Here is a 20,928-nt window from a genome sequence, read left to right as displayed (position 1 = left end):
CGGTGTGGAAAATCTATATATAATGTAGGGAAAAATGTGGAGGTGAAAAGTTCATGCGGACCATTGAGATTTTTGATACGACACTGCGCGATGGGGAGCAGTCTCCGGGCGTCAATATTAGCACGAACGAAAAGGTGGAGATCGCCCTTCAACTCGAGAAGCTGGGCGTAAACAGAATTGAGGCGGGCTTCGCTGCTGCCTCCCCAGGTGACCAAAAGTCTGTGGCCGAAGTTGCAAAACGGGTGAAGAATGCAACCGTCGTCAGTCTGGCTCGTGCCGTAAAAGACGACATGGATAAGGCATACGAAGCGCTTCGCAACGCACAAAACGCTTCCCTCCACGTCTTTCTCGCAACATCTCCGATTCACCGTCAGTTCAAGCTGAACATGAGCAAGGAAGAAGTCCTTGCTCGGGCGGTAGAAGCGGTCACCTATGCGAAAAAGTACTTTACGGAAGTTCAGTTTTCCGCAGAGGATGCGGCTCGTACCGAGATCGACTTTTTGGCAGAGGTTGTAGAGGCAGTTATCAAGGCAGGGGCTACTACGGTAAATATTCCAGATACGGTTGGCTACATGACGCCGTACCAGTACGGAAACATTTTCCGTGAGCTGAAAACACGGGTACCTTCTACCGATCTGATTCGACTGAGCTGCCATTGCCACGATGACCTCGGGATGGCAGTGGCCAACAGTCTCGCTGCAGTCGAGGGTGGAGCTACCCAAGTTGAGGGCACCATCAATGGAATCGGAGAGCGCGCTGGAAATGCTGCTCTGGAAGAAGTGGCGCTTGCATTGGAGACGCGCAAGGATTACTACCAGGCGACGACCAAGTTGAATTTGAAAGAAATCGCACGGACCAGCCAGCTGGTGAGCCGTTTGACAGGGATGATCGTGCCAGGAAATAAAGCAGTCGTGGGGGCAAATGCTTTTGCGCACGAGTCCGGTATTCACCAGGATGGTGTGTTAAAAGAAGTCACTACGTACGAAATTATCCGTCCGGAATCGGTCGGCTTCAAGTCAAACAAACTGGTTCTTGGCAAGCACTCTGGACGCCATGCTTTCAAAGAAAAGTTGGTTGATCTGGGCTATCACTTGGAGCAAGAAGAGGTAAACGTAGCGTTTGCAGCGTTCAAAGTATTGTGCGACAAGAAGAAAGAAATCACGGATGACGACATCCTCGCATTGGTCGACTCCAAGATGGTTCGCGGACCAGAAGCGTTCCAGCTGGAATCCATACAGCTCGCTTACGGCAACATTTCCGTTCCGACAGCGAGTGTGCGACTGGTTCGTGCCGACGGATCGGTATGCGAAGAAGCCGCATGTGGAAATGGATCGGTTGATTCCATCTACAAAGCGATTGACCGCGCTACCGGAGAAGAAGTTACCCTCGTCGATTACAAAATCCTTTCCGTTACTCACGGGCAAGATGCGCTGGGTGAAGTGTTCGTCCGTCTGCAGCAGGGCGATCTGATCGTTACCGGCCGCGGTGTGAGTACAGATGTGCTGGAAGCGAGCGCAATCGCCTATGTACGGGCAGTGAACAAGATCATGGAGCGTCGTGGCGAGCCTATGCCCGTCAGTGCAACGATATAAAGATAGGTCAAATGTGGATAGGATCATAGGAACCAGCAGCGTTCGGAAACCATTACGTATAGAAAAGCGGGATAAACGATGAAGAAAAACTATCGCATCGCCGTTCTTCCTGGAGACGGTATTGGACCAGAAATCATGCAGGAAGCAGTCAAAGTCCTTACACTCGTAGGGGAACTTGAAGATGTCACTTTTACATGTGAAGAAGGCCGGATCGGTGGTATCGCAATCGATACGGATGGAACACCATTGCCAGAAGAAACGGTAACGCTGGCAAAGCAAGCGGATGCTGTGCTCTTGGGAGCCGTTGGCGGACCGAAGTGGGATCAGAATCCTGGGCATCTTCGTCCAGAAACAGGGCTGCTCGGCATTCGCAAAGCGCTCGGTTTGTTTGCGAACATTCGCCCAGCTACCATGCACAGCTCTCTGGTGGATGCGTCCTCCCTCAAGCCAGAAGTCGTTTCTGGCGTTGACTTGATCGTTGTACGTGAACTAACCGGGGGCATTTATTTCGGTGAGAAAAAACGCTATGACGGTCCAAACGGTGAAGTCGCAGAAGATCAGTGCATCTATCATGAAGCGGAAGTCGAGCGAATCATTCGAGTCGGTTTCGACATTGCGCGCAAACGCCAAAAGCGTCTCGTATCTGTAGATAAAGCAAACGTCCTCGAAAGTTCCCGCCTCTGGCGCAAGGTAGCTGAGCGAGTAGCGGCTGACTATCCAGATGTAGAGTTGTCTCACCAGTTGGTAGACTCTTGCGCGATGCAGCTCGTGCGTGAACCAAAACAGTTTGACGTCATCGTGACGGAGAACATGTTTGGCGACATCTTGAGCGATCAGGCAGCGATGCTGACTGGTTCGATTGGGATGCTGTCCTCGGCGAGTCTGGCAGCAGGCAGCTTTGGCCTGTATGAACCGGTTCATGGTTCTGCCCCTGACATTGCTGGAAAAGGCATTGCCAATCCGCTGGCAACCATTCTGTCCGTAGCGATGATGCTTCGTCTCTCGCTCGGTATGGATGAAGCGGCAGCAGCAGTGGAAAACGCAGTTTGGTCCGTACTGGAAGCAGGACATCGCACTGGCGATATCGCGGCAGACAGAAGCAAAGCGATTGGTACAATCGAGATGGGCCAACTGGTTCGCGACGAGCTGTCCAAACGGTGGCAAAAACAGTAAATCATACAAAACGAAACCCTGCCAAAGTCCTTCGGGTGCTTTGGCAGGGTTTTCTCCATTTTTATACGGCTTATCCGATCGTGATCTTTCCTTTTGGATAACGGAAGTATTCCTTTTGCTTGCGTTGTGCGAGGGCAAAGGCAATCGTGAGTGGCCCCAAACGACCGGCAAACATCGTCAATACGATCAGCGTTTTCCCGATCGGAGTCAGATGAGGGGTCAGCCCCATAGATAGCCCAGTCGTAGCAAACGCGGAAGTGACCTCGAACAGGATCATCTCGAATCGTGCGGTTGTCTCCGTAATCGAGAGCACCATCGTCATGACAAGTACAATGAACAGGGCGATCATGGTCAGTGTCAGTGATTTGTAGACCATATGAGGCAGGATGCGTTGACGGAAGAAAATGACATCTTCTTTCCCTTTAATTTGGGCGATAACAGCACCAATCAGTGTGGCAAATGTCGTCGTCTTGATACCGCCTCCCGTCGAGCCAGGAGAAGCACCGATGAACATCAGGATAATAATGAGGAAAAGCGAAGACTGATACATATCCCCGATATTCAATGTGTTCGAACCTGCCGTACGAGGTGTAACCGACTGATAAAAGGAGCCAAGCACTTTGCCCATCATGGAAAGGGGCTGTAACGTTTTTGGATTGTTATACTCCAAAATGAAGATAAGCACGGTCCCTGCCGTGATCAAGAGACCGGTTGTTGCCAGTACCACTTTCGTATGTAAAGACAGGCGACGCGTTTGACGATAATCGTATAACTCACTCACAACGATGAAACCTATACCGCCAAGAATGATCATCAAACAGACGACGAGATTAACGAGCGGATCCGCTACATAAGCAGTTAAGCTGGCGAAATCGCCCATCAGGTCAAACCCAGCGTTATTAAAGTTAGAAATTGCATGGAAAAAGCCGAAGTAGATCGCTTTTGACAGAGGAAAGTCAAATGCAAAACGAATAGAGAGAAGCACTCCGCCTATAAATTCAGTGACGGCAGTAAAAATCAAAATCATCTTGGCTAAACGTACAACGCCTTCCATCGATATCTGATTCAGCGATTCTTGCAGGATGAGCCGTTCACGCAATGAGATTTTTTTACGCATAATCAGAGCAAAAAAGGTAGCGAAGGTCATAAAGCCAAGTCCGCCAATTTGGATGAGTGACAAAATGACGAGTTGACCAAAGGTAGTGAAAGTCGTTCCAGTATCGACGACAACCAAGCCTGTTACACACGTAGCAGAGGTGGCTGTAAACAGAGCATCAAGCCAATGAAGGCCAAGTCCATCAACTGTAGCGACCGGGAGTGTCAAAAGCAGCGCTCCCAGGAAAATAATTAAGGCAAACCCAAGTACAAGCGTTTTTGGTGGATCAAGGTGAAGCTTTTCTACGATTTTTTTAATCATAGCAGGTTATACCTCGGCTTTTTTCGAGTCTAGTGTATAAGAAGAAGGGAAACCCATCCCTTAGTATGGCATTTCCCTTGGAAAACTTACCGAAGAAGAGCAGCACCCAATCGGTGAAGCCAATGCTTCAATTCTCGCTCTTCCAGTGGAGCAAGCGGGAAACGGACAGCCGGGCAGCGCAGAATATCCGCAGGCTCATCCGCTACGCGAAAAGCATGACCGCCAGTCAGTTCGAGCCCCTCCTCTCGAAGAATAGCGACGACTCTCTCTTCTTGCTCGGTTGCTCTTGTGGTTGGCGTGCCCCATTTGATCCACGTATTTAAGCCACCTGAAATGGGGTACATTCGCGCGTGTTCGGGGAGTGCCTGGCGTCTTTCCTGCCACAATCGCAGGAAGCGGGTCTGGAACAGGGCGCGACGATCCGTCAGAAACTCTTCATAAAACCACGGATCATCGAGGAGTCGAACGGCGGATTCCACGACGAGCAAGGATGGCTCTGCTCCTGTCATGGAAACGAGCTGACTGTAGCGCTCCAACTCGTCATCCGATAAATCAGAAGGAAGCATCAGCACGCCCAATTGCAGATCACGAGCCAACGTTTTGGACAACGAATGCAGATAGTAGACCTCCACAGGGCTTTTTACCTGCGCAGCCATCTGGTACAGGGGAACACTCGGTTCTTCAAACCAGAGATCGCCATAATGGTCGTTTTCCACAAGACGTACGTTATGGCTCTGCGCCCATTCGAGCAGATCTTCCTTTCGTTTTAACGAATAGCTGATGCCTGTAGGGAATTGATAATGCGGGTTAATCAAAAGCCACTTCGCCGGGTAATGCTCCTGCTCTTCCGTGAGAGCTTGAATACAAACGCCTTCTTCATCCATGCGAATCGGGCGAACGGTAATTCCGCACTGGCTCAACAGGCGAAGAAATACAGGATAGCTGTATTCCTCCACATAGACGACATCACGTGAATTCATGACACGCTGCGCAAGAAAGGCGAAGCCGCTCGTGCTTCTATTAAAAAGCAGGAGGCGCTCAGGTGAGTGAGGAAGCCCCCGGCGGCCGAGGTGATCGGCAAACACTTTGGCAGCTTGTGTACGCCTGATTTTCTTTTGCGCGGACGGTTCATCCAATACGGTCAGGCTCTCGTAAAAAGCACCGCGCAATCGCTTCACCAGCTCTTCGCTGGGACGAGGGGAGGAATCAGCCAGGGAAGCGATCGGAATATCTGTGAGCGGGAGGCGATTTTCCAAACGAGCTTCTTTGGCAAGCTGCGTCAAGTAATAGCCTTTGCCGTGCACAGCTTCCAGCCAGCCTTCCAACGCAAGATGATCGTATGCTTTTTTGACTGTCTCCAACGAGCAGCCGCTAATTGTTTTCATATCGCGCAGTGATATCAATTGTTGTCCATCTACAAGAAAGGCACCACGCAGAATCGCTGTCTTTAATTGTTCAGCGAGTTGTACATAGATCGGTGTGTGCGATTGTTTGTGGAAATGAAAAGAAAAATAAGGTCGCTCTGGCATTCGCGCACGCCTCCTAGTCTGTCGAAAAAATAGCAGTCATCAGCATTATATAGGAAAGAGAAGCATCTCGGGTATAGGGAGTGAAGAAATTGTTGCCGGAACGACGAGGGTATTGGAAACCCGAACATGGTATCATGAGAAATAGACATAGATTGAAGAAATGAGGAAATTACGGATGAGTACGCAGGAACACAAGGCGCTATCGCCCAAGCAAGTCACATGCATGGTCATAACCGTTTCCGATACCCGGACAGAGGATACAGATAAAAGCGGACAGTTAATGAAGCAGCTGCTGACTGAAGCCGGTCACAGCATTGCGCTTTATCAAATTGTAAAGGACGAGCCTGTACAAGTCATTGCGGCAATCGAAGCGGGAATCGCACATGACGACGTTCAAGTCATTCTTCTCAATGGCGGTACTGGCATTTCGCCAAGAGATAATACCTTTGAGGCTGTTTCTGGCTTGCTTGATAAGGAAATGCCGGGATTTGGCGAGCTGTTTCGGATGTTGAGCTTTACAGAAGACATCGGTTCCGCAGCGATGCTCAGTCGTGCGATTGCAGGGACGCGGAAAGGGAAAATGATTTTTTCCACGCCAGGCTCGACAGGTGCGGTGAGACTGGCGATGAATCGGTTGATCGTGCCAGAGCTGGGGCATGTGGTGCGCGAATTAAATCGTTAACGATTTGCCGTTAGTAGTCTCGTATGGTACTGTTACGAAAGGAAAAAGATCGGTCAGACCATGAACCATCGATTGCAGATGGTTTTTTGGTGCCGAATTTTGCAAGGAGAGTAGACCCATCCATGAAGATTTTACTATCGACCTTAAACGCCAAGTTTATTCACTCCTCACTCGCTTTGCGTTATTTGCGAAGCTATGCCCAGGAAGCATTTCCTTCGATTGAGCTGGCGGAGTATACCATCAACGATGTGACGTTAAATATAGTAGCAGATATACACAAGCGCAAGCCCGATGTCGTTGCATTTTCCTGTTATATCTGGAACATTCGCGAGACGCTCAGTGTCATGCGCACGCTGAAAAAGATTTGCCCGGATGTTCCGATTATCCTTGGCGGACCAGAAGTGACCTATGATGCGGATGAATGGATGAAGAAGCATCCTGAAATCGATGTCATCTGCATTGGTGAAGGGGAGCAGACCTTCTTGGAGCTTTTGCAGGTGTATCAGGAATCATTGCAAACCAAGCAGCCTCCACGCCTGCGTGATGTAGCCGGAATCGCATATCGCGAAGAGGAGTACGTGCGTTTTTCCATGCCGCGTGCGCAAGTTGAAGAGATGGACAGCATTCCTTCGCCATATGCGGACCATCTGGACGAACTGAACAACCGCGTCGTCTATTTTGAGGCTTCCCGTGGCTGTCCGTTCAAATGCCAATACTGTCTGTCCTCGATTGAAGATGGCGTACGCTATTTCAGTCTGGAACGAGTGAAAGAAGATCTCATGCGTTTGATCAATCACGGCGTCAAAACGATCAAGTTTGTGGATCGCACGTTTAACATCAATAAAAAATATGCGCTGGAAATCTTTCAGTTTTTGATCGACAACCACAACGGAACGATCTTTCAATTCGAGATCACAGCAGACATTTTGCGAGCGGACGTTCTCGACTTCTTGACCGAGAACGCACCGCCAGGCATTTTCCGCTTCGAGATTGGGGTTCAGTCCACAAATGATGAGACCAACCGCCTTGTTCAGCGGATTCAGCGCTTCGATCGTCTTGCGCGTACAGTGACACAGATCAAGGATTCGAAAAAAATCGATCAGCATCTGGACTTGATCGCTGGTTTGCCTGAGGAAGATTATGCATCCTTCCGCAAAACCTTCAATGACGTGTTTGGTCTACGCCCGGAAGAGCTTCAGCTCGGCTTTTTGAAAATGCTTCGTGGGACAGGCGTTCGTGCGCGTGCGGCTAATCATGGCTATGTTTTTATGGATGAGGCTCCTTACGAAATTTTGGGGAATAACGTCCTTTCCTTTGATGACATGCAAAGAATCAAGCGTGTAGAAGACATTCTGGAAAAGTACTGGAATGCGCACCGGATGGACTATACAGTGGAGTGGCTGTTGGCGAATCAGTTCGAAACGGCTTTTGACTTCTTCCAGACATTTGGTGACTATTGGGAAAATCAAGGCTGGAGCCGTATCGGTCATCAATTAGAGGATTTGTTCATGCGCTTGCAGAAGTTTTTGCAATTCCAGCAAGTGGACGGTATGGGGCATGTGCTCAGCATGATGAAATTCGATTTCCTGCGCAACCAGAAGCATCGCCCGCGCAAGCTGTGGTGGGAGGATGTCATGGACAAGGAAGAGATGCAACAGACTTTCGCTGTCCTAACCGAGCAGCGTGAGCGACTCCGCGATGATTTTGCGGCACATGCTGCATTGGAAAAAGATTACTTCAAGCACACGCTGACTGCCAAGGTGACCTTTGACATTGAAAAATGGATGGAGACCGGTGAGTTTGTCGAGGGAGATTTTACACTCGTCGTGTATTATCCGTACAAAGATGAAGAGCAAAATGCTTTTGCTGTCGTCAAGCAGGACGTCCAAGCAGCAGGCTAAACTACCGGATTATCAGATGAGTTGGGGAGGGGGGAGGAGACGCAGATGAACGCAAGCGAGTATACGGAGGTTGTCGAGGAACTGTTGCGTGCACATGGTGATTCGAATGTGGCTGGTCCAATGGAGCAGTACATGAAAAATCATTTTCCTTTTCTGGGGATCAAATCACCACAGCGCAAAGAACTGACCAAACAAATCTTTCGTGATTATGGCGTACCCGAAAATTGGGAGCAGGTCGTTCGTTCCCTGTGGGCTTTGCCAGCGCGAGAGTACCAGTATGTAGCGCTTGACGTACTCGAGAAGTCCAAAAAGCGTCTCACCCCTGACCATCTCCCGTTTGTTGTCGAACTCATCACGACAAAATCGTGGTGGGATACCGTGGATTATTTGGCTTCCCATACAACGGGCAGATTGTTTGCCTTACATCCCGAACTGATCGAATCGAATACGACAGCCTGGATGAATGGAACCAACATGTGGCTGCAACGAACGGCGATATTATTTCAGTTGTCATACAAAGACAAGACAGATCAGCGGCTGCTCTTTTCCTTGGTGGAGAGATGTGCGGATTCCAAAGAGTTTTTTATTCAGAAGGCAATCGGCTGGGCGTTGAGAGAGTATGCGAAAACAAATCCTAATGCTGTACGTGAATTTGTGGAAGCAACGCCACTCGCGAGTTTGTCCAGGCGTGAAGCGCTCAAACATCTATCATGATAGAGTCGTCTGGCGTATCTGTGCTTGATAAAATACGTAAATCTATTGCAAAATAAACAAGTACCTTTTTTTGAGGTTCATACGTAATACATAGAGTCAGATATCGTGCGATGCCATAGCTGCTAGTATGTCAAGAAATGACCGCACTGTGGCAAGGATAGGGGATTTTGCCTCATGGAAGTCGACCTGCTGATGTCAATCATAGAGCAATACGGCTACGTAGCGATTTTTTTCCTGCTTTGGCTGGGGATTGTAGGTTTGCCGATTCCCGATGAGCTGGTTGTCGCTACAGGAGGATTTCTTGCCTCCATCGGCGTGCTAAACCCATGGTATTCTTTTTTAGCGGGATATTTAGGGGTTGCCTCCGGATTGACGATTGGCTTTTTACTTGGAAAGTATTTTGGGAAACCGATATTGCAATGGCTTTGCAAAACCGAGAAAATGAGGAACGCCGTGAATCGATCAACGGGCTTGCTGGAGAAGTATGGTACTACTGCTCTTTGCATCAGCTACTTATTTCCGGTTGTCCGCCATGTGGTGCCTTATTTGGTTGGGCTTGGCGGTATGACGTTCCGTCGTTATGCGATGCTGTCTTATCCGATCGGGTTGGTTTGGACTATCGCCTTTTACTTTCTCGGCCATGTATTCGGTAATAATGTGGAAGCCATTATCGAAGTCATCCGTAAATACGGTTTCTACGCTTTGCTGGTGATTGTGGTTGTTTTGGGTGTGGTATTCTTCGTACGCAAGCAGTTTATGGGAAGTCGGGCATATCGGGCAAAAGGAGATTAAGAAATGTACCATCAACAATTAGCTGCCCATCGCCGCAATTTCGTGCTGGTGCTCGTCATAAGCTGGGTCCTCCTCTTGGTAGGATACTTCAATTCGAATATCTGGGTGTTGGCGGCAGGAGCTTTACTGCTGAATGGCTATGCTTATTACTTGATGCAGACAGACAAGCGTCTGGCTAAGGAAAAAGGTTTTCGGGTTCCGGAACTGAGCCTTTTCCTGGTCGCATTTTTAGGAGGAGGGATCGGTGCGCTTGAGGGCATGCTTATTCAACGACATAAAACCAAGCATATCTCTTTTCTCATCCTGGTCCCGCTCTTTTGCATCGCGCAAATCTTGCTAGTCATTTGGTTAACGCAACTATACTTGGATAAAAATCTCGTGTCGTAGGTGGCACGAGATTTTCTTTTTGCAAATGGGATTTTCTTGTTTGAAAATTCAGCCTATAATAGAGGTAACGATAGAACAAGCTGAGGAGGTAGCTATGTCTCAATCAAGCCCATTAACGAAAGCGTACGCACAGCAATTGGATGCACAGGACGAACTCGCGAGCTATCGCGAAGAGTTTTATCTGCTTCCGAGCCTGTATTTGGATGGAAACTCGCTTGGCCTCATGTCAAAAAGAGCGGAAAAGAGTGTCATGGATCTGATGCAGTCTTGGAAGGAGCTGGGTGTGGAAGGCTGGACAACGGGTAACCAACCGTGGTTTTTCTTCTCGGAGAAATTGGGAGAGATGAGCGCAGCACTTGTAGGGGCAAGCCCCGAGGAAGTGATCGTAACGGGTTCTACGACGATCAACCTCCATCAGCTGGCAGCTACCTTCTATCATCCGGTTGGGAAGAGGACGAAGGTGATTGCAACCGAGCTGGATTTCCCTACCGATATATACGCACTCCAGAGTCAAATGAAGCTCCATGGACTGGACCCGGAAGAGCATTTGGTTCGGGTAGCGTCAAGAGATGGCCGCCTGATCGAAGAAGAGGACATTATCGATGCGATGTCGGATGAAGTAGCACTGGTTGTCCTCCCGACCGTCCTGTATCGCAGCGGCCAGCTGCTCGATATCGAGCGATTGACAGCAGCCGCACATGAGAGAGGCATTCTGATTGGTTTTGACGGATGTCACTCTGTAGGTGCGATACCGCATTCCTTCAGCAAATGGGGAGTGGACTTTGCATACTGGTGCAACTACAAATACGTAAATGCAGGGCCCGGAAGCGTGGGCAGCCTATATGTCAACCGCAAGCATTTTGGCAGGGCTCCTGGATTGGCGGGATGGTTCAGTTCAAAAAAGGATAAGCAATTTGATATGGAACATACGCTGGATGCTTGCGAAAGTGCGGGCGCTTACCAGATTGGTACCCCGCATATGCTGAGTCTCGCCCCACTGCTTGGTTCCTTGGAAATGTTCCAGGAGGTGCCCGTGGAAAAGCTTCGTACCAAGTCGCTCGCCTTAACGCGCTTCATGATGGATTTGATCGAGGTGGAGCTAGCAGACATGGGTTTTACGATTGCGAACCCACAGCAGGATGATCGCCGAGGTGGGCATGTCAGTCTTGAGCATGATGAGGCCATACGTATATGCAAGGCCTTGAAGGAAGCGGGCATTATTCCTGACTTTCGTGCACCAAACATCATCCGATTAGCCCCCGTTGCTTTCTATACGACTTATACAGAGGTTTGGGAAAGTATCCAGATCTTAAAGACGATCATGCAAGAGAAGAGCTACGAGAAATTTGAGAACAAGCGCGAGGTAGTTGCTTAACAGGTCCGACTTAGGTTGGACCTGTTTTTCTTTTTGAATACGCCTTTTACGGGATTTCCTTTCCATTATTGGGCACACTATCCGTACCTGTAGGCAGGATACATTCCATGGATAAGGGTGAGCAGCTTGAACCAGTTTTTTCAAGCATGGCAAAAAAGAAAAGAAGCCCTCCAGTCAAAAACGTTGGAGCAGCACTCTGACAAGAGTATGGAAAGTGTATCGGATGTTGCGCTCACGACAAATGTGGAAGAAAACATCCAATTGATTCAAGCGCAGTTTGGAAAGTGTGACGATCTCGTCGTTCGTCGTTTTCAAACAAAGTCGAAGGCTCAAGCCGCTATCGTTTTTATAGATGGCATGGTGGATCGCAATGTCATCAGTGATTTTATTATTCGCTATATGACGACTCCCGATATCACCTATCATGATCCGGCGACAAATGAGCTGGATTTGACAGACAAACTGAGGCAGATCGTCCGAAATATTTTGTCTGGATGTGCGGTACTGATCATCGATGGGTGTCAAAATGCTTATTTGAATAATACGAGAGGTTGGGACAGGCGTTCAGTGGAAGAGCCTCAGACGGAGTCAGTCGTACGAGGGCCACGCGATGGTTTTTGTGAAACGTTGTGCGTGAATGCAGCGCTGATCCGCTTCCGCTTGAAGGACCCCAATCTCAGAGTGCGTCATATGGTTGTCGGTGAACGAACACAGACTGACATTTACGTCATGCACATCGACGGCATTGCGTATCCCCCGATGGTCGAGGAAGTGATTGCGAGAATAGAGAGTAATGTTCGTGTGGATTCTGTACTGGAGAGCGGCTACATCGAACAAATGATCCAGGATCGGAGATGGTCCCCATTCCCGCAGATTCAAAATACGGAGCGTCCTGACAAAGTAGTGGCCAATCTTTTGGAAGGGAAGGTAGGCATTCTGGTAGATGGTACTCCGTTCGGATTGATTGCTCCGGCTGTATTTTCGCAGTTTTATCAGAGTCCCGAGGATTATTACGAGCGATTTTACATCGCGACCTTGATTCGTTTCATTCGGATTATTAGTATCAGTATCGCCTTGCTGTTGCCGTCACTTTATATCGCTTTTAGTGCGTTTCATCCAGAGATGATCCCTTCTCGGCTGGTCATTGCAATGGCGGCAGGACGATCTACCGTTCCATTCCCTTCTTTAATCGAAGCCCTGATTATGGAGCTGGCCATTGAGATATTGAGGGAAGCGAGCGTAAGGCTGCCGGGGCCTATAGGTCCTACGATCGGGATTGTTGGAGCACTCGTGGTCGGAGAAGCGGCGGTAACGGCCGGGCTTGTCAGTCCTGTCATGGTGATCATCGTAGCTGTGACGACAATCGGCTCGTTCGCATCCCCGAGTTATAGTGCAGCGATTGCCATTCGCATGCTCCGCTTCCCGGTTATGATCTTGGCAGGGATGTTTGGTCTTTATGGTATTATGCTGTTTTTGATCGTTATCCTCATCCACTTGTCTTCACTGAAATCGTTTGGAGTACCCTATATGAGCCCGCTCAGTCCGCTCAACCTGAATGGAATGAAGGACTTGTTCGTACGGGCCCCGCATCATCTTATGAAAACAAGACCGATGATGTTTCATGTTCAAGATAAAATCCGGATGAGAGAGGAGGAGAACCAGAAATGAACAGGAGGGAGGGGCATGGTTGGCATCAGGCTCTATCGATGTGGCAGCAAATTTGTCTCATCACAAGTACCTTAATCGGTGTCGGCGTATTGACCCTTCCTCGCACAACCAGCTCGAAATTATTTGAGGCAGGCTGGATCGCTCCTCTGATTGGCTCAGCAGGTGCGTATGTCTCCTTATGGTTAATTGTCAAATTAAGCAGGCGTTACCCAGGGGAAACCTTTATTGAATATAGTCACAAGGTATGGGGATCTGCCAGACGGCCTTGGGTGGGCAAAGTATTCAGTCTCCCTTGGATTTGTATCTATCTGGTCTACCTGTATTTTTCCACGGCAGTCGTATCGCGTGTATTTGGTGAAGTGGTTGTGACTTCCGTTCTTTTGCAGACTCCGTTGGAAGTTATGCTTATCACGATGTTTTTGCTGGTGCTATTTTTGTGCATGCATGAGGTGGAAGTAGTAGCGCGAGTGAACGAGCTGCTGTTTCCTCTTATTATCTTTCCACTTCTTTTTATCGCGATTGCGTCGTTCCAAAAGGCGGAATTAGGGAATCTCCTGCCGATTAATCATGTGTCAATCCGTTCAATGGTTGAGGGAGTATACGAAGGAATTTATTCCTATTCCGGTTTTGAAATTATGTTCGTCTTTTTCGCCTATGCGCAACAAAACACGAACAGAGAATTAGCGGGATTTTACAGTTTGTTAATTGCAGCATTGCTCTACATGTTAATTGTGGTGGCTGGCATTTCGGTATTTGGGTACGAAGAGTTGCAGAGGGTGACGTGGCCGACACTTGAATTGGTCAAGACGACCCAGGTGCCTGGATTGATCTTGGAGCGATTGGAGTCCGCTTTTTTGGCAGTGTGGGTTTCGGCTGTATTTACTACTGTAGCCAATGCGTATTACGCGGTTGTTTATTCACTGAGACAGTTGTTTCGCAAGGGAATCAGGTTTCAAAGAATCGTGGCTGCTGCCCTTCTCGTCCCATTATTCTTTTTTGCCCTTATTCCACAAAACATTACAGAAGTATTTAAGTGGTCGTCGTTGCTGGGGTTGTCTAGTCTGGTCATTAATTTGCTGATCCCTGTCGTTTACTGGGTAGCAATCCTTATCCGTGACATGGTGACCCGACGAGAGGGGCGGAATATCGATGGGTAAGTCTCTTAGATACTTCGCTTTGCTGATCATTTGTACAATCTTTCTGACAGGGTGCTGGGACAGACGTGAATTAGAGGAACGCGCATCGGTGTTGGCTATTGCGATTGATCAGGATGAAAAAAATGAAAAACTGTACAAACTGACCGTCCAAATTCCGATTCCCATCAAAATCGCAGGGAGTAGCGGGAAGGGTGGAGGAAATAATGCAGATGCCGTGAAAATCATGAGCGTGACAGGAAGAACGGTGACAGACGCTGCCAACAACTTGCAAATGCGGCTGAACCAGCGATTGTTTCTTGGACATACCCGTATTCTTGCCGTAAGTGAGGAGGTCGCTAAAAAGGGAATCCAAGACATCATGGACAGCTTTCGTCGCGAACCGCAAATACGGCGACTCCTGTGGCCGATCGTCGTAAAGGGCAAAGCGTCTACCCTGCTAGAAATCAAGCCGAGGATCGAGCCGATTCCAGTCGTCTATATGATGGGGCTGATCGAAAATGGCATGAAATTAGGAAGAATTCCGGACCAAACGTTGGGCGACTATTTCAATCAGACCTCTAATCTAACCATGGAGCCGTTTTTGAATTATGTAGAGGCAAGTAAGAATGAGGTGAGTTGGAAAGGGGTTGCTGTGTTTCGCGGACACAAGATGGTGGGGATATTGGATCACGTGCATACATGGATATTGCTCCAGCTGCGCAATGAAAAACCGGGTGGAGACATTGTGATCCCGTTGCCGAAAACCAAGAACGGATATGTGGGTTTTCGTCCGCATTTTGTAAAAAAAAAGGTGATCATTCACAAATCCTCTTCCGCTACCTATCATTGCGAGCTCCAAGGAGATATTGTCGAACTCACTGAAGACTTGAAAATTCCGGCGGAGCAATTCGTCTTACAAATGCAAGCGCTTATCCAAAAAGAAATGGAAAATCGCGCAAAGAAGCTATTGCAGCAATTACAAAAGCAGTACAATAGTGACATTTTGAAACTGGGCCTTACACTGCGTGCGACGCATTACCAAGACTACTGGAAAACTCACAATTGGAAGGAAGATTTCAGGGATTTTCCGGTTCGTGTTAAATACACAATCAAGCTGCGTCGTCTTGGTATGGAAATGCAATAGGAGAGCGATCACTGTGGAGAATCAGCAACGTAATTTTGGTACCTGGCAACTGACAAGCATTATGATCAGTTCGATGATCGGGGTGGGTATCCTCATCATCCCGAGAACGGCAACCCAACTTCTTCTTCAAATGGGGTGGTTGGGACCCATAGCAGGTGCTTTGATAGCATCCGTGGCTGTGGCGGCTATCGTTTATTTAGGTAACCAGTTTCCTGGCCTTACCTTTGTCGAATTTATGCCGAGGATATTTGGCGTTGCCATCGGTACCCTGTGTGTGTTTCTTTTCATTCTCTATCAGTTCCTCAATGCGGGAATCACAGTTAGATTGTTCGGGGAAGTCGTCGTGACCTCCGTATTGCCGCAAACGCCACTGGAAGTAATTATCATCACATTGCTATTGTTGGTCATGTTTCTTTGTTGTCATGAGATTGAAGTTGTGGCAAGGGTAAATGAGCTGTTGATTCCTTTCCTCCTGTTCCCGTCTCTTTTGATTCCGCTCGTCTCCTTCATGAACGCAGATTGGTACAATTTATTGCCATTCCAACTAGAGTCATGGACACATGTCATGGAAACGGGTCTGAATACGTATACGCTCTACACCGGGTATGAGCTGTTAATGGTTTACTTTGCCTTCGCTATTCCCGGGGCAAGGCTAGGGGTAGCCAGCATGACAGGTATGAGCTTTGCTCTTGTCGTTTATGTGATCACAGTTGTCGCAGGCATTACTGTATTTGGCTATGAAGAATTGCAGAGGCTGGTTTGGCCTACACTTGAACTGGTCAAGGTAACGCAGAGAACCGGCTGGTTTTTGGAGCGTTTTGAGTCCGCTTTTCTTGCGATATGGGTTGCTACTGTATTTACAACGATCGGGAATATGCTTTACGCGACGATTTTTTCACTGCGGCGCTGGTTTCGCAAAGGCATTCGTTTTCAACAAATCACCGCGATTGTGATCATGGTGCCCCTATCTTTCCTAACATTACTACCGCAAAATATAGTGGAGCTGTTTTCTTATACACAGCATTTGACTGTCGTGGGATTTTTGATAACTATCATCATTCCCATCTTGCTGGCAATCACCCAATTCATGCGCAATCAGTTCAATAAAGGCCGGGAAGTAAACAATGAAAAGGGAGGGACATAAGAGTCCCTCCCTTTGTAGTTATGCTTTTTGAAGAAGATGTGGTTAGATCGGTTTTTCGGCTTGCTCAGGCAAGTGTTCCGCGATAGTCGTAATCATGGATTGACGTGAGGAAGCATCGCTGTTTTGCCACAGAACTTCAAACAAAACGCCTAAACCTGGGAGAGTCTTCTCCTGACCGCTAGAGATGGCATCACTGATGGTTTCTTCCACTGCGTTTGGATCGGAGCCTTGCATTTTGTACATGATCGCTTGACGTAAGTTGAGTGAGGCAATATTCATGACCGTGCTTGCACCTCTCTTGTGAGAATGAATTCAAGAAATAGTATTTGTAAACGCTGTTTTGCGCATACCATGCATTTCGTACAAAACGTTCATGAGCATTTTGTGGCGGATGTTTTTGTTGTGCTATAATGCTTGTTATTGGTAAGTTCCGTAAAGGGGAAGATTAACATGTCCAAGCAATTTGCCATTATCGGGATGGGACGTTTTGGTTCTAGCGTGGCGAGAACGCTGTACGAGATGGATTATGAAGTCATGGGAATAGATGAGAACGAGGAGCGTATTAACGAAAATATTCAATACGTAACGCATGCGGTAGCAGCCGATTCTACGGATGAACGCGCCTTGAAGGAAATCGGCATTCGCAATTTTGACGTTGTTGTCGTGGCCATTGGGGTCGATATTCAGGCGAGCATCCTGACGGTATTGACGCTGAAAGACTTGGGTGTCAAAAAGATCGTGGCAAAAGCACAGAATGAACGTCATGGACAAGTATTGTACAAGGTAGGAGCTGACCGTGTCGTATTCCCTGAGCGTGACATGGGGGTGCGGGTCGCCCACAATCTGATCTCCTCTAACGTTCTTGATTTTATTGAGCTGGCAGAGGACTACAGCGTGGCGGAGGTAGTCGTGTCGTCCAAGCTGGTCGGTCAAAACTTGCGGCAACTGGATATTCGGAAAAAATACGAGGTCAACGTTATTGCCATCAAAAGCGGAGATAAATTCAACATCGCTCCTAGCCCGGATGAAGTCATCCAATACGGCGACGTGCTTGTGGTGATCGGGAACAACAAAGACTTACGCGAATTTGAGGAGCGGGCATAGGTTTATGACAAATGAAATCATTACTTCGGTACAAAACCCTCTGGTAAAGCGATTGCACCAGTTGCTGTCTCGGAAAGGACGGGAAGAGCAGCAGCGTTTTCTCGTGGAAGGGGCGCATCTGGTAGAGGAGGCGTTAAAAAGCGGGGCGGAGGTAGTCACCGTTATTTACGATCTACAGCGTGACATGGACCCTGCCTGTCAGCGTGCTCTGGCTAATCATCCGGAATCTATTCAGGTCATTGCGGCATCAGAAGCAGTGCTGGCGAAGCTGTCCGAAACAAAGTCGCCGCAAGGAATTGTGGCCGAAGTGAAAAAAACAGCAGTAGATTGGGCAAAATGGGTAGATAAGAAGAGAGAGGAACAAGGTAGCTTGCTACTCCTCTTTTTGGACGAAATACAAGACCCGGGCAACCTCGGCACGATTTTGCGTACAGCAGAAGCGGCAGCAGTTGATGGTGTCGTACTTGGAAGTGGCAGTGTCGATATTTACAATGGAAAAGTGGTACGGGCCACAATGGGGGCACTGTTCCGCATCCCGGTCTTTACACAGTCGTTAGTCGAGACGGCAGATGAATGGAAGGCAAAGGGAGGGCGAGTTCTGATCTCATCCTTGGAGCAAAACAGTGTTTCCTATGACGAGGCTGATTATGTTGGTCTGACGGCAATGGTAATCGGAAATGAAGGAAGAGGCGTCTCCAAAGAGATGTTTACCAGGGCAGATCAATTCGTTCACATCCCGCTTTATGGCGGCGCAGAGTCATTGAATGCAGCAGTCGCGGCAGGAATTTTTGTATACGAGGCACAACGCAAAAGAAAAGATCGGCATGCTTAGCCGATCTTTTGCTCACTTTTTTTCTCTTTGTACTCTTCGCGCGCGAGCTGCCATTGATCTTGCGCCATCCGGATAATGCCGCTCTCAATGGTGTGGTTGCGAAAAGCTAGAGCTTTGCCGAAATACTTGATGGCTAAGTCAAACTTTTCGAGTCTGCGGTAGAGTTCACCAATCAAGTACAGCAAGCGGACTTCGGTCATTTCCTTGTCGCCGCGTGTATAGTCGGAATGAATATACGATTGTTCATATTCCTCCACAGCCATATCGATAAAGCGCATTTCTTCCGCGACATTTTTCTGGAATCGATAAAGCCATGCGAGACGCAAATACAAACCCGCTTTTACGGAATGGGGCTGATCCGTTAGCTCAGCTGCATAAATGGCCAGTTTGTAGCTGACAATGGCTTCTGGTACATGGCGAACATTGCCAAAATCTTTTGGCGTCCATTTCGAGGAGATTTGTTCATCCACAATCTGTTTTTGCCAAGGGGCGAGCTTGTCCCGGAATTGATCCGTAAAGGCGAAGCCGCATTCAGGGCAGACATTGACGGTATATATAATGGGATTTAAAGATTGCTCTTTAAAAGTGGTATAAAAATCGCTGTCGCGATGAAGCATCGTCAACGTGCCGCTTCTGATCCTTTTAGTCGAAAAGGTCGCTTGGCAGTGGCGGCAGTTGCTTGTCTTATCGTAAAGGGCGGAAACATTATCAATCATGTCAAAATCCCCTTTCGAATGGGTAACATACACATGAACACTCTCTTGATATGTAACATTTGTAGAATTGAAAGTTCGCTCTTGTTGCGCTATAATTTTCCTTACGTCACAATTATAACGTAAAGCGATGACGGAGACTAGTACGCAGGACCTATCTGTTTTTTCAGGGAGAAGATGTCACAGACTGCGAGCATCTTTAACATGATAGCTGCCGAATTCACTCCAAAGCCGCACTCTGAACCGCTTTTTGCGCAGTAGGAGCAGCCGGGTCATACCCGTTACCAATGATCTGAAGTGAGACAAAGGTCTCTTTCCACTAGTGATGTTGTCATGGATTTGTCACAGGGTGGAAGTGAAATGTCTAACAAGGGTGGTACCGCGAGAAAAAAGTAACTCGTCCCTTTTCTGGGGCGGGTTTTTCTTTTTTTTTTACGTGGAGGAAAGTTTAAGTACTTCACAGTGTGAAAAAGCGACTGTGCTTATACTTTCCGGAGCGCATAATAACTTTCCGCTAAGACGCGGTCGCTCATCCATGAGAAGGCCTCGATAGAGGTTATTTTATCAAATGAAAAAAGGAGCGATTCGAAGTGCAAACTCGGTTGCAAGAAATGAAAGAGTCCGCACTGGGCCAAATCAGCCAAGTGACAGAAGCCGCACAACTTCAGGATTTGCGCGTCAAATACCTGGGGAAAAAGGGCGAGTTGACAGAACTGCTGCGCGGAATGGGCGGCCTGTCCCCAGAAGAGCGTCCAGTTGTCGGTCAGCTGGTGAATGAAGTAAGGGAAGCGCTGGAAGCAGCGTTCTCCGGCAAACAACAAGCCTTTGAAGAAGCGGCTCTCTTTGCCAAGCTTTCTTCTCAAACGATCGATGTGACACTGCCAGGACGTCCAGTACCAGCAGGCACCATGCACCCGCTCTCTCGAATCATTGAAGAGATCGAAGACATTTTTATTGGCCTGGGCTTTGAGGTGGCAGAAGGTCCTGAGGTTGAAATGGACCACTTCAACTTCGAGATGCTGAACCTGCCGAAAGATCACCCGGCACGCGATATGCAAGACACGTTCTACGTCACAGAAGAGCTGCTGCTCCGTACGCAGACATCTCCTGTGCAAGCACGTACGATGCTGAAAAAAGAAGGCAAGACCCCACTCAAAATGATCTGTCCGGGTAAAGTGTATCGCCGCGATGATGACGATGCGACACACTCCCACCAATTCACGCAGATCGAGGGTCTCGTGATTGATAAAAAAATTGGGATGAGTGACTTGAAAGGTACCCTCTTGACGTTTGCCCGTCAAATGTTTGGGGAAAACCAACAAATTCGCCTGCGCCCAAGCTTCTTCCCGTTCACGGAGCCTTCCGTAGAAGTAGACCTGCAATGCTTCAACTGCGGTGGTCACGGTTGCCGTGTGTGTAAACAAACAGGTTGGATCGAGATTTTGGGTGCTGGTATGGTCCACCCGCGCGTACTGGAAATGGCCGGCTACAACCCTGAGGAAGTCAGCGGCTTTGCATTCGGTATGGGTGTAGAACGAATTGCGATGCTCAAATACGCGGTAGAGGACATCCGCCATTTTTATACCAACGACGTTCGTTTCCTGCGTCAGTTCAATCGAGGCTAG

At 48.3% G+C, this 20,928-nt stretch carries 19 protein-coding genes and 1 other annotated feature; of the genes, 15 read left to right on the top strand and 4 right to left on the bottom strand.

Features of this window, described 5'->3' with window-relative positions:
• Positions 1–53: 53 nt before the first annotated feature.
• Both ACM6JA_RS27300 and leuB read left to right on the top strand, forming a co-directional pair.
• Positions 54–1,592: a 2-isopropylmalate synthase gene (locus ACM6JA_RS27300; protein ID WP_414854907.1), complete on the top strand. Its 1,539-nt coding sequence runs from the start codon at positions 54–56 to the stop codon at positions 1,590–1,592.
• A 78-nt stretch (positions 1,593–1,670) separates the two neighbouring features.
• Positions 1,671–2,765, top strand: coding sequence for a 3-isopropylmalate dehydrogenase (gene leuB, locus ACM6JA_RS27295; RefSeq protein WP_414854906.1), 1,095 nt, complete (start codon positions 1,671–1,673; stop codon positions 2,763–2,765).
• A 70-nt stretch (positions 2,766–2,835) separates the two neighbouring features.
• Here leuB and ACM6JA_RS27290 read toward each other — a convergent pair whose 3' ends face one another.
• Both ACM6JA_RS27290 and ACM6JA_RS27285 read right to left on the bottom strand, forming a co-directional pair.
• Positions 2,836–4,182, bottom strand: a complete 1,347-nt coding sequence (locus ACM6JA_RS27290; RefSeq protein WP_414854905.1) for a TrkH family potassium uptake protein — start codon at positions 4,180–4,182, stop codon at positions 2,836–2,838.
• A gap of 86 nt (positions 4,183–4,268) precedes the next feature.
• On the bottom strand, positions 4,269–5,711 hold the full coding sequence (locus tag ACM6JA_RS27285; RefSeq protein ID WP_414854904.1) for a PLP-dependent aminotransferase family protein: 1,443 nt from the start codon (positions 5,709–5,711) through the stop codon (positions 4,269–4,271).
• A 175-nt stretch (positions 5,712–5,886) separates the two neighbouring features.
• Between ACM6JA_RS27285 and ACM6JA_RS27280 the strand changes: the two genes are divergently transcribed.
• From ACM6JA_RS27280 to ACM6JA_RS27235, 10 genes are all read left to right on the top strand, one after another.
• On the top strand, positions 5,887–6,393 hold the full coding sequence (locus tag ACM6JA_RS27280) for a MogA/MoaB family molybdenum cofactor biosynthesis protein (RefSeq protein ID WP_414854903.1): 507 nt from the start codon (positions 5,887–5,889) through the stop codon (positions 6,391–6,393).
• A 122-nt stretch (positions 6,394–6,515) separates the two neighbouring features.
• On the top strand, positions 6,516–8,294 hold the full coding sequence (locus tag ACM6JA_RS27275) for a B12-binding domain-containing radical SAM protein (protein WP_414854902.1): 1,779 nt from the start codon (positions 6,516–6,518) through the stop codon (positions 8,292–8,294).
• 45 nt (positions 8,295–8,339) lie between these two features.
• Complete coding sequence (locus tag ACM6JA_RS27270; RefSeq protein WP_414854901.1) at positions 8,340–9,008, top strand: DNA alkylation repair protein; 669 nt, start codon at positions 8,340–8,342, stop codon at positions 9,006–9,008.
• A 174-nt stretch (positions 9,009–9,182) separates the two neighbouring features.
• Positions 9,183–9,800 (top strand): DedA family protein, encoded by a 618-nt coding sequence (locus ACM6JA_RS27265; protein WP_414854900.1) that lies wholly within the window; start codon positions 9,183–9,185, stop codon positions 9,798–9,800.
• A gap of 3 nt (positions 9,801–9,803) precedes the next feature.
• Positions 9,804–10,187, top strand: a complete 384-nt coding sequence (locus ACM6JA_RS27260) for a DUF1294 domain-containing protein (protein WP_414854899.1) — start codon at positions 9,804–9,806, stop codon at positions 10,185–10,187.
• Positions 10,188–10,281: 94 nt separating this feature from the next.
• Positions 10,282–11,562 carry a kynureninase gene (gene kynU / locus ACM6JA_RS27255; RefSeq protein ID WP_414854898.1) on the top strand — a complete coding sequence of 427 codons (1,281 nt, stop codon included), beginning with the start codon at positions 10,282–10,284 and terminating at the stop codon, positions 11,560–11,562.
• A gap of 126 nt (positions 11,563–11,688) precedes the next feature.
• The gene (locus ACM6JA_RS27250) at positions 11,689–13,230 is read left to right on the top strand and encodes a spore germination protein (protein ID WP_414854897.1); all 1,542 of its coding nucleotides are present in this window, start codon (positions 11,689–11,691) and stop codon (positions 13,228–13,230) included.
• Positions 13,227–14,387, top strand: coding sequence for a GerAB/ArcD/ProY family transporter (locus ACM6JA_RS27245; protein ID WP_414854896.1), 1,161 nt, complete (start codon positions 13,227–13,229; stop codon positions 14,385–14,387). The genes ACM6JA_RS27250 and ACM6JA_RS27245 overlap by 4 nt, the downstream gene beginning before the upstream one ends.
• Positions 14,380–15,510 (top strand): Ger(x)C family spore germination protein, encoded by a 1,131-nt coding sequence (locus ACM6JA_RS27240; RefSeq protein WP_414854895.1) that lies wholly within the window; start codon positions 14,380–14,382, stop codon positions 15,508–15,510. Before ACM6JA_RS27245 ends, ACM6JA_RS27240 begins: the two co-directional genes overlap by 8 nt.
• A 13-nt stretch (positions 15,511–15,523) precedes the next feature.
• Entirely contained in the window at positions 15,524–16,654 is a 1,131-nt protein-coding gene (locus ACM6JA_RS27235; protein WP_414854894.1) for a GerAB/ArcD/ProY family transporter, read from the top strand.
• Between the two features lie 42 nt (positions 16,655–16,696).
• On the opposite strand, the gene sspI is transcribed toward ACM6JA_RS27235, so the two are convergent.
• Positions 16,697–16,933: a small acid-soluble spore protein SspI gene (gene sspI / locus ACM6JA_RS27230; RefSeq protein ID WP_007728525.1), complete on the bottom strand. Its 237-nt coding sequence runs from the start codon at positions 16,931–16,933 to the stop codon at positions 16,697–16,699.
• A gap of 171 nt (positions 16,934–17,104) precedes the next feature.
• Between sspI and ACM6JA_RS27225 the strand changes: the two genes are divergently transcribed.
• The gene (locus tag ACM6JA_RS27225; protein ID WP_007728524.1) at positions 17,105–17,758 is read left to right on the top strand and encodes a potassium channel family protein; all 654 of its coding nucleotides are present in this window, start codon (positions 17,105–17,107) and stop codon (positions 17,756–17,758) included.
• 4 nt (positions 17,759–17,762) lie between these two features.
• Complete coding sequence (locus tag ACM6JA_RS27220) at positions 17,763–18,590, top strand: TrmH family RNA methyltransferase (RefSeq protein WP_414854893.1); 828 nt, start codon at positions 17,763–17,765, stop codon at positions 18,588–18,590.
• Here the strand turns inward: ACM6JA_RS27220 and ACM6JA_RS27215 are convergent.
• Positions 18,587–19,306, bottom strand: a complete 720-nt coding sequence (locus tag ACM6JA_RS27215) for a DUF2225 domain-containing protein (protein WP_414854892.1) — start codon at positions 19,304–19,306, stop codon at positions 18,587–18,589. The two genes, ACM6JA_RS27220 and ACM6JA_RS27215, sit on opposite strands and share 4 nt — an antisense overlap.
• A gap of 118 nt (positions 19,307–19,424) precedes the next feature.
• Positions 19,425–19,711: a binding site (T-box leader), on the top strand.
• 182 nt (positions 19,712–19,893) lie between these two features.
• Here ACM6JA_RS27215 and pheS point away from each other — a divergent pair.
• Positions 19,894–20,928 carry a phenylalanine--tRNA ligase subunit alpha gene (gene pheS / locus ACM6JA_RS27210; RefSeq protein ID WP_007728518.1) on the top strand — a complete coding sequence of 345 codons (1,035 nt, stop codon included), beginning with the start codon at positions 19,894–19,896 and terminating at the stop codon, positions 20,926–20,928.

This window comes from Brevibacillus sp. IT-7CA2, from assembly GCF_949767855.1.
In the GTDB taxonomy this organism is placed as follows: domain Bacteria; phylum Bacillota; class Bacilli; order Brevibacillales; family Brevibacillaceae; genus Brevibacillus.
The sequence above is the reverse complement of the archived record's forward strand: the minus strand, read 5'-3'. Positions and strand labels throughout refer to the sequence as shown.

Bases quoted from the DNA above. Each gene is read 5' to 3' on its own strand.
- ACM6JA_RS27300 (WP_414854907.1), top strand. From the start codon at position 54: ATGCGGACCATTGAGATTTTTGATACGACACTGCGCGATGGGGAGCAG.
- leuB (WP_414854906.1), top strand. From the start codon at position 1,671: ATGAAGAAAAACTATCGCATCGCCGTTCTTCCTGGAGACGGTATTGGA.
- ACM6JA_RS27290 (WP_414854905.1), bottom strand. From the start codon at position 4,182: ATGATTAAAAAAATCGTAGAAAAGCTTCACCTTGATCCACCAAAAACG.
- ACM6JA_RS27285 (WP_414854904.1), bottom strand. From the start codon at position 5,711: ATGCCAGAGCGACCTTATTTTTCTTTTCATTTCCACAAACAATCGCAC.
- ACM6JA_RS27280 (WP_414854903.1), top strand. From the start codon at position 5,887: ATGAGTACGCAGGAACACAAGGCGCTATCGCCCAAGCAAGTCACATGC.
- ACM6JA_RS27275 (WP_414854902.1), top strand. From the start codon at position 6,516: ATGAAGATTTTACTATCGACCTTAAACGCCAAGTTTATTCACTCCTCA.
- ACM6JA_RS27270 (WP_414854901.1), top strand. From the start codon at position 8,340: ATGAACGCAAGCGAGTATACGGAGGTTGTCGAGGAACTGTTGCGTGCA.
- ACM6JA_RS27265 (WP_414854900.1), top strand. From the start codon at position 9,183: ATGGAAGTCGACCTGCTGATGTCAATCATAGAGCAATACGGCTACGTA.
- ACM6JA_RS27260 (WP_414854899.1), top strand. From the start codon at position 9,804: ATGTACCATCAACAATTAGCTGCCCATCGCCGCAATTTCGTGCTGGTG.
- kynU (WP_414854898.1), top strand. From the start codon at position 10,282: ATGTCTCAATCAAGCCCATTAACGAAAGCGTACGCACAGCAATTGGAT.
- ACM6JA_RS27245 (WP_414854896.1), top strand. From the start codon at position 13,227: ATGAACAGGAGGGAGGGGCATGGTTGGCATCAGGCTCTATCGATGTGG.
- ACM6JA_RS27240 (WP_414854895.1), top strand. From the start codon at position 14,380: ATGGGTAAGTCTCTTAGATACTTCGCTTTGCTGATCATTTGTACAATC.
- sspI (WP_007728525.1), bottom strand. From the start codon at position 16,933: ATGAATATTGCCTCACTCAACTTACGTCAAGCGATCATGTACAAAATG.
- ACM6JA_RS27225 (WP_007728524.1), top strand. From the start codon at position 17,105: ATGTCCAAGCAATTTGCCATTATCGGGATGGGACGTTTTGGTTCTAGC.
- ACM6JA_RS27220 (WP_414854893.1), top strand. From the start codon at position 17,763: ATGACAAATGAAATCATTACTTCGGTACAAAACCCTCTGGTAAAGCGA.
- ACM6JA_RS27215 (WP_414854892.1), bottom strand. From the start codon at position 19,306: ATGATTGATAATGTTTCCGCCCTTTACGATAAGACAAGCAACTGCCGC.